A 7,845-nucleotide genomic window follows, 5' to 3' on the forward strand; every position below is an offset into this window, starting at 1 on the left:
GATTTGGCGATTGGTCACTTCCCGCTGCGCGCCAGCAATCTGGTGACCATTCCGCTGTATGAAGAGCAGCATTGGCTCTATTGCAGCCCGGAACATCCGCTGGCTGAGGGCCATCCGGATGTGCGCACCGTGCAGCAAACCGGCATGGTGACGCGGCGTTACTGGAATCAGCAGGAACTGAACAAGCGTGGCTTCCGCCAGAGCAATGCGTCGGTGGAGAGCATCGAAGCGCAGCTGACGCTGATTCTCTCCGGCCGCTTTATCGGCTATTTACCCGAACACTATGCGCGCAGCTGGGAACAACAGGGCGCGCTGCGTCGCCTGCTGCCGCACCATTTCCACTTCCGCGCGCCTTTCTCTTTTGCGTTTCGCCGTGGGCGCGCGCGTGAAACCTTGATCCGTGCGATGCGTGAAATTCTGAATCCAGCGCGAAAAAATAGCAGCGAAAGCTGACGCTGCGCCAATACTGTGTAAAAATACAGGCCAATTCAGCAAACAGTAACGAAAATGGCCCTGACAGCAGCGATAAAAAGCCAGATTGCGCAATGGTATAAGGCGCTGCAGCAGCAGGTTCCTGACTTTATCCCGCGCGCGCCGCAGCGCCAGATGATTGCCGAAGTGGCGAAAAGTCTGGCCGGTGACGAAGGGCGTCATCTGGCGATTGAAGCGCCCACCGGCGTCGGCAAAACCCTCTCTTATTTGATTCCCGGCATTGCGGTGAGCCGCGCCGAGGAGAAGCGGCTGGTGATCAGTACCGCCAACGTGGCGTTGCAGGATCAGATCTTCACCAAAGATCTGCCGCTGCTGAAGAAAATCATCCCCGATCTTACCTTCACCGCTGCCTTTGGCCGTGGACGCTATGTTTGTCCGCGCAACCTTGCGGCGCTGGCGGCGACCGAAGATCAACAGGGCGATTTGCTGCTCTATCTCGATGAAGAGGCGGTGACCGGCTCGAAAGAGGAGCAGAAATTCTGCGCCAAGCTGGAGAAGCAGCTCAGCAGCTACCGCTGGGATGGCTTGCGCGATCACACCGATGTCAACATTGACGACAGCTTGTGGCAACGCCTCTCCACCGACAAAGCCAACTGCCTCGGGCATCACTGCCGCTGGTATCGCGAATGCCCATTCTTTGTCGCGCGTCGCGAGATTGAGCAGGCGGATGTGGTGGTCGCTAACCATGCGCTGGTGATGGCGGCAATGGAAAATGAATCGGTGCTGCCACCGGCGAAAAACCTGATGCTGGTGCTGGATGAAGGCCATCATCTGCCGGAAGTGGCGCGCGATGCGCTGGAGATGAGCGCGGAGATCACGCCGGGCTGGAGCAGCTTACAGCTCGATCTGTTTGTGCGGCTGGTGGAAACCATCATGGCGCAGTTCCGCCCGAAATCGCCGCCGCCGCTCACCAATCCGGAACGCCTGAAAGGCCATTGCGACGAAATGCGCGAGCTGCTGCAGATTCTCTGCGATGCGCTCAATCCGCTGCTGCCGGGCCATAATCAGCCGGGCGAGTTCCGCTTTGTGCTGGGTGAATTACCGGAAGAGCTGCTGAGCCTGTGCGCGCGTCTGTTCAAACTAAGCGATGCGCTGCGTGGCCTGAGTGAAGGTTTGCTCAACGAGTTGGGCGATCAAACCGGTAAAGCCGACATCATGCGGCTGCATAAAGCCATCATTCAGCTCAATCGCCACTTCGGCTGGTTCGAATCAATCAGCAAACTGTGGCGGCTGGCGGCGATGGAGAAAGCTTCGAATGCGCCGGTGTCGAAGTGGATTACGCGTGAGATCCGTGAAGGCCAGGCGCATCTGCTGTTTCATTGCGCGGGCATTCGCGTAAGCGATCAGCTGGAAAAAATTCTGTGGCGCAAAATCCCGCATGTGGTGGTGACCTCCGCCACTTTGCGATCGCTTAACAGCTTCAACCGGCTACAAGAGATGTCGGGGTTGAGCGAGAAAGCCGGCGACCGCTTTGTGGCGCTGGATTCACCGTTTAACCATATCGATCAGGGCAAGCTGGTGATTCCGCAGATGCAGTTTGAGCCGCAGATGGCGCAGGAAGCGGAACACATCGCCGAGATGGCACGTTTCTTCCGCCAGCAGATTGCCGAAGAGAAGCACAAAGGCGTGCTGGTGCTGTTCGCCAGTGGCCGTGCGATGCAGCAGTTTGTCGCGCACATTCCAGAGCTGCGTTTATCAATGCTGGTGCAAGGTGACCAGCCGCGTTCGCGCCTGGTGGCGCTGCATCGGGAACGCGTTGAAGCCGGTAAAACCAGCATTTTAGTTGGCCTGCAATCGTTCGCTGAAGGGCTGGATCTGAAAGGCGATCTGCTGTCGCAGGTGCATATCCACAAAATCGCTTTTCCGCCGGTGGACAGTCCGGTAATTTTGACCGAGGGCGAATGGCTGAAGAGCCTGAAACGCTATCCGTTCGAGGTGCAGAGCTTGCCGAGCGCCTCCTTTACCTTGATTCAGCAGGTAGGACGTTTGATTCGTAGCCACAGCTGCTTTGGCGAAATTGTGATTTACGATCGCCGCCTGCTCAACAAAGCTTATGGCAGCCGACTGCTGGCCGCATTACCGGTGTTCCCGATTGAGCAACCGCCGATGCCGGAAGCCAGCAGTGACAAGCCGAAAAAACGTCGCAGTAAGAAAATCTAACTTTGGCAGCCGCACGGCGGCGCGCCCTGGAAGCGGGAATGCCTGATGGAACTGAATAAAATCATTAAAGAGATTGGGCGCGGTAAAAATCACGCGCGCGATATCGATTTCGACACCGCGCAGGCGCTCTACAGCGCGATGCTGGCCGGTGAAGTGCCGGAGCTGGAGCTCGGTGGCGTGCTGATTGCGCTGCGCATCAAGGGCGAAGGCGAAGAGGAGATGCGCGGTTTTTACCACGCAATGCAGCAGCAGATGATGCAGTTGCAGGCACCGGCGCATCGTCCAATGCCGATTGTTATTCCCAGCTACAACGGTGCGCGTCGTCAGGGCAATCTGACGCCGCTGCTGGCGCTGTTGCTGGTGAAACTCGGCTTCCCGGTGCTGTTGCACGGCGTTAGCGACGATCCCACGCGCATCACCACCGAAGCGGTGCTGGCGGCGCTGGACATCGCGCCCGTGACCTCCGCCGCACAGGCGCAGGCGAAGCTGGATAACGGCGAGCTGGCGTTTATCACCATCGACCATCTGTGCGCGCCGATGGCGCAACAGCTGTCGCTGCGCTGGCGCATGGGCGTGCGTAACAGTGCGCATACGCTGGCGAAACTGGCGACGCCGTTTGCCGAACGCGCCGCGCTGCGTTTGGCCAGCGTCTCGCATCCGGAATATGTGCCGCGAGTAGGGAAATTCTTCCAGGATATCGATGCACCGGCGATTCTGCTCAACGGTACCGAAGGCGAGGTGTATGCCAATCCGCAGCGCTGCCCGGCGATTAACTTCATTCGCGGTGCGGGTGCAGAAGCGGAAGTGTGGGTTGAACGCCAGCCGGAAGTGAGTGTGGAACTGCCAGAAAGCAAAAGCGCGCAGGATACCGCCGCGTGGATCAATCAGGTGTTAGCCGGGGAACGCGCGGTGCCGCAGGCGCTGCGTTTGCAGCTGGCGTGTTGTCTGGTTGCCACCGGAGAATCCGCTAACCTGGCGGATGCAGAAGTGCGGTTACAGCAAGCGGGAATCTGAAGTCTACCAGGCGCATCGCACGATTTTCGTAGGGTCGCCATTCATGGCGACCGCCATCACGCCTTCGCCAACACGCTCTCCACCAACCGCTGCCAAAAGGTAATACCGATCGGCAGCAGCTCATCATTAAAATCGTAATGGGCGTTATGCAGCGGGGCGGACGGCGTTGTGCCATCGGCACCCAACCAGAAATAGGTGCCGGGGCAGGCTTCCATCATGCAGGCAAAATCTTCCGAAGCCATTGAAGGGTTCACCTGCCAATGCACCTGCGACTCGCCGAGCACATCAACCGCCACCGCACGTACCTGTTCGGCTTGCTCTGCATGGTTGGCGGTGACCGGATAACCGGGATACCAGTGAATCTCGCCGCTGACGCCAAACGGGCGCGGCAACGTAGTGACAAAATCCTCAATCAGACCGCGCACGCGATTGCGCACGTCGGTCTGCAAACATCGCACCGTACCGCGCAACACAATCTGCTCAGGAATGACGTTAATCGCTTCACCGCCGTGAATCTGCGTCACGCTCACCACCGCCGAAGCCAGCGGCGACAGACGACGCGACGGAATAGTTTGCAGCGCCAGAATCAGCTCGGCAGCGACCACCATTGGATCGGCACCGCTTTCCGGCATCGCCGCATGGCAGCTTTTGCCGTGCAGCGTAATTTCGAACGAGTCGAGTGATGCCATCATCGCATCCGGGTTCACCGCCAGCGTGCCCACCGGCATGCCCGGCCAGTTGTGCATGGCGTAAACCGCATCCATCGGGAAGCGCTGGAACAAACCTTCTTCCACCATCTTGCGCGCGCCACCCAGATTCTCCTCGGCGGGCTGGAAGATGAAGTGAATGGTGCCGCTGAAGTTACGCGTGGCCGCCAGCTGACAGGCCGCCGCCAGCAGAATCGAAGTGTGACCATCGTGACCGCAGGCGTGCATGACGCCGGCTTTTTGCGACTTCCACTGCGGCGCGCCTTTTTCGGTGATCGGCAGCGCATCCATATCGGCGCGCAGGCCAATAACCGGGCCGGGACCGTTCTCTAAGGTGCCGATGACGCCGGTGCCGGCTAAGCCACGAAACACCTGTAATCCGGCATCGGTGAGAACCTTAGCGACGAGTTCGCTGGTCTGCTGCTCCTGGTAACCCAGTTCAGGATGTTGGTGTAACTGACGACGCCAGTTGAGGGCGTTTTCCAGCAGTGCAGCAGGCAGGCTCATAAGGTAAGGCTCTCCATTAGCAGCGTGAGCTGCAAAATAATGTATTTACTGTAGTGGCAAGCGCATGGCGGCGTCTATCGCGGAACGGAATAATTTGGCTATAGGGTATAGCGGAATGGAATATGCAGGTTCTAATAAAAGAGGTCGCCATGAATGGCGACCCTACAATGATACTGCGCGAGGTGAACGTTATTTTTGCATCGGCAGGTTTAAGCCGTGTTCCTGCGCGCAACTTTGCGCTAATTGATAACCGGCATCCGCGTGACGCATTACGCCGGTGGCCGGATCGTTCCACAACACGCGGCCTAAGCGCGCATCGGCTTCTTTAGTGCCGTCACACACGATCACTACACCGGAGTGCTGTGAGAAGCCCATGCCGACGCCGCCGCCATGGTGCAGACTCACCCAGGTCGCGCCGCCGGCGGTATTCAGCAGGGCATTCAGCAGCGGCCAATCCGATACCGCATCCGAGCCATCTTTCATCGCTTCGGTTTCACGGTTCGGTGACGCCACGGAACCGCAATCCAGGTGGTCGCGACCAATGACGATCGGCGCTTTCAGCTCGCCGTTGCGCACCATCTCGTTGAACGCCAGCGCCGCTTTGTGACGCTCGCCGAGACCCAGCCAGCAGATACGCGCCGGTAAGCCCTGGAAGGCGATGCGCTCCTGCGCCATGTCGAGCCAGCGGTGCAGATTCTGGTGATCCGGGAACAGCTCTTTCAGCTTGGCATCGGTTTTGTAGATATCTTCCGCATCACCTGACAGCGCCACCCAGCGGAACGGGCCTTTGCCTTCGCAGAACAGCGGACGAATATAGGCCGGCACAAAGCCAGGGAAATCGAAGGCATTTTTCACGCCTTCATCCAGCGCCACCTGACGGATATTGTTGCCGTAATCCACGGTCGGGACGCCCATGTGATGGAAATCCAGCATCGCCTGCACATGCACCGCCATTGAGGCGCGCGCGGCTTTTTCCACCGCTTTCGGGTTGCTGACACGCTCGGCTTCCCAGCGCGCCACATCCCAACCGACCGGCAGATAACCGTTAATCGGATCGTGCGCCGAAGTCTGATCGGTGACGATGTCGGGCTTCATGCCGCCCGCTTTGGCTCGTTTCACCAGCTCCGGTACGATTTCAGCGGCGTTACCCAGCAGGCCAACAGAAATGGCGCGCTTCTCTTTATTCGCTTGATCAATCAGCGCCAGTGCTTCGTCCAGCGTATAGGCTTTGTGATCGACGTAGCGAGTACGGATACGGAAATCGATGCGTGATTCCTGGCACTCAATTGCCAGCACGCTGGCACCGGCCAACACGCCAGCCAGCGGTTGTGCGCCGCCCATGCCACCCAAACCGGCGGTGAGGATCCAGCGGCCGCTGAGATTGCTGTCGTAATGCTGGCGACCGGCTTCGGCGAAGGTTTCAAAAGTACCTTGCACGATGCCCTGCGCACCGATGTAGATCCACGAACCGGCGGTCATCTGGCCATACATCATCAGGCCTTTTTGATCCAGCTCGTGGAAGTGATCCCAGTTGGCCCAATGTGGCACCAGATTCGAGTTAGCCAGCAGCACGCGCGGTGCATCGGCATGAGTGCGGAACACACCCACCGGTTTGCCGGACTGGATCAGCAGTGTCTCTTCCGGCTGCAGCGCGCGCAGCGAACGCAGGATCTGCTCGAAGCACTCCCAGTTACGCGCGGCTTTACCGATGCCGCCGTACACCACCAGATCTTCCGGGCGCTCTGCCACGTCAGGATCGAGGTTGTTCTGGATCATGCGGTAAGCCGCTTCAATCAACCAGTTGGCGCAGTGCAATTCATTACCGCGCGGCGCACGGATTTCACGGGCTACAGCCTGAGTCAAAGTTTCGCTCATCATCGATTCCTTAATTAACAGTCTTACGCTGGCTTGGCAGCAGCGCGGTAAGGGATTCAGGCCATGCGGATGCGCTGGCCCACAGACGCATGGATTCGATATCCGGCGCCAGTAAACGGTCGTGATCGAGGAAGGCCACGTTCTCGCGGATGCGGCTCATCTCCTGTTCCAGCGTCGGCGAGCTCTGCAGCGGACGATGGAAATCAATACCTTGTGCGGCGGCCATCGCTTCAATACCCACTACAGCAGCGGTGTTGAAGCACATGCTACCGAGGCGGCGGGCTGCGTAGGTCGCCATCGAAACGTGATCTTCCTGGTTAGCGGAGGTCGGCAGGCTGTCAACGCTGCCGGGATGCGCCAGCGATTTGTTCTCAGACGCCAGCGCCGCCGCAGTGACCTGGGCGATCATAAAGCCGGAGTTAACGCCGCCATCATTGACGAGGAACGGCGGCAAACCGGAGAGGCCGGTATCCAGCAGCAGCGCCAGACGACGCTCGGAGATCGCGCCGATTTCGGCAATCGCCAGCGCCAGAATATCCGCAGCGAAAGCCACCGGCTCGGCGTGGAAGTTACCGCCGGAAATCACATCGCCGCTGTCGCTGAACACCAGCGGATTATCGGAGGCGGCGTTGGCTTCAATCTGTAATACGCGCGCGGCGTGCGTCAGGTTATCCAGGCAGGCGCCCATCACCTGTGGCACGCAGCGAATCGAGTAGGGATCCTGCACGCGACCACAGTTGGTGTGCGAGCCGAGGATTTCACTGCCGGATAATAAAGAGGAGACGGCGGCGGCAACGTTGATCTGTCCAACCTGACCGCGCGCTTCGTGAATACGTGCATCGTAAGGTTTCACCGAGCCTTTAATCGCTTCCAGCGACAGTGCGCCGGCCATCAGGCCCGCCGCGAACAGGTTTTCCGCTTCGAACAGACCGCGCAGCGCCAGCGCATTCGAAACCTGCGTGCCGTTGAGCAGCGCCAGACCTTCTTTAGGGCCCAACACAATCGGCTGCAGGCCAACGCGCGCTAAGCCTTCAGTAGCAGGAATTAATTCGCCCTCGACGCGTACCTGACCTTCGCCCAGCAGCATCAG

At 59.1% G+C, this 7,845-nt stretch carries 6 protein-coding genes; 3 read left to right on the forward strand and 3 right to left on the reverse strand.

Annotated features, from left to right (window positions below):
- From RTY00_RS15295 to ybiB, 3 genes are all read left to right on the forward strand, one after another.
- Nucleotides 1-453 (forward strand): substrate-binding domain-containing protein (locus RTY00_RS15295; protein ID WP_312665019.1); only part of this gene is annotated, 453 nt, incomplete at its 5' end.
- Between the two features lie 54 nt (nt 454-507).
- Nucleotides 508-2,652 carry an ATP-dependent DNA helicase DinG gene (gene dinG, locus RTY00_RS15300; RefSeq protein WP_312665020.1) on the forward strand — a complete coding sequence of 715 codons (2,145 nt, stop codon included), beginning with the start codon at nt 508-510 and terminating at the stop codon, nt 2,650-2,652.
- A 45-nt stretch (nt 2,653-2,697) separates the two neighbouring features.
- The gene (ybiB, locus tag RTY00_RS15305; protein ID WP_312665021.1) at nt 2,698-3,666 is read left to right on the forward strand and encodes a DNA-binding protein YbiB; all 969 of its coding nucleotides are present in this window, start codon (nt 2,698-2,700) and stop codon (nt 3,664-3,666) included.
- 56 nt (nt 3,667-3,722) lie between these two features.
- Here the strand turns inward: ybiB and RTY00_RS15310 are convergent, their stop codons facing one another.
- From RTY00_RS15310 to RTY00_RS15320, 3 genes are all read right to left on the reverse strand, one after another.
- Nucleotides 3,723-4,880, reverse strand: coding sequence for a M20 aminoacylase family protein (locus RTY00_RS15310; protein WP_312665022.1), 1,158 nt, complete (start codon nt 4,878-4,880; stop codon nt 3,723-3,725).
- Between the two features lie 189 nt (nt 4,881-5,069).
- Nucleotides 5,070-6,755, reverse strand: coding sequence for a urocanate hydratase (gene hutU, locus RTY00_RS15315; RefSeq protein ID WP_312665023.1), 1,686 nt, complete (start codon nt 6,753-6,755; stop codon nt 5,070-5,072).
- Nucleotides 6,756-6,765: 10 nt separating this feature from the next.
- The coding region (locus tag RTY00_RS15320) for an aromatic amino acid lyase (protein WP_312665024.1) at nt 6,766-7,845 on the reverse strand (1,080 nt) is incomplete at its 5' end.

Origin of the sequence: Pantoea sp. CTOTU49201 (genome assembly GCF_032054795.1) — a bacterium.
Lineage (GTDB): Bacteria > Pseudomonadota > Gammaproteobacteria > Enterobacterales > Enterobacteriaceae > Pantoea > Pantoea symbiotica.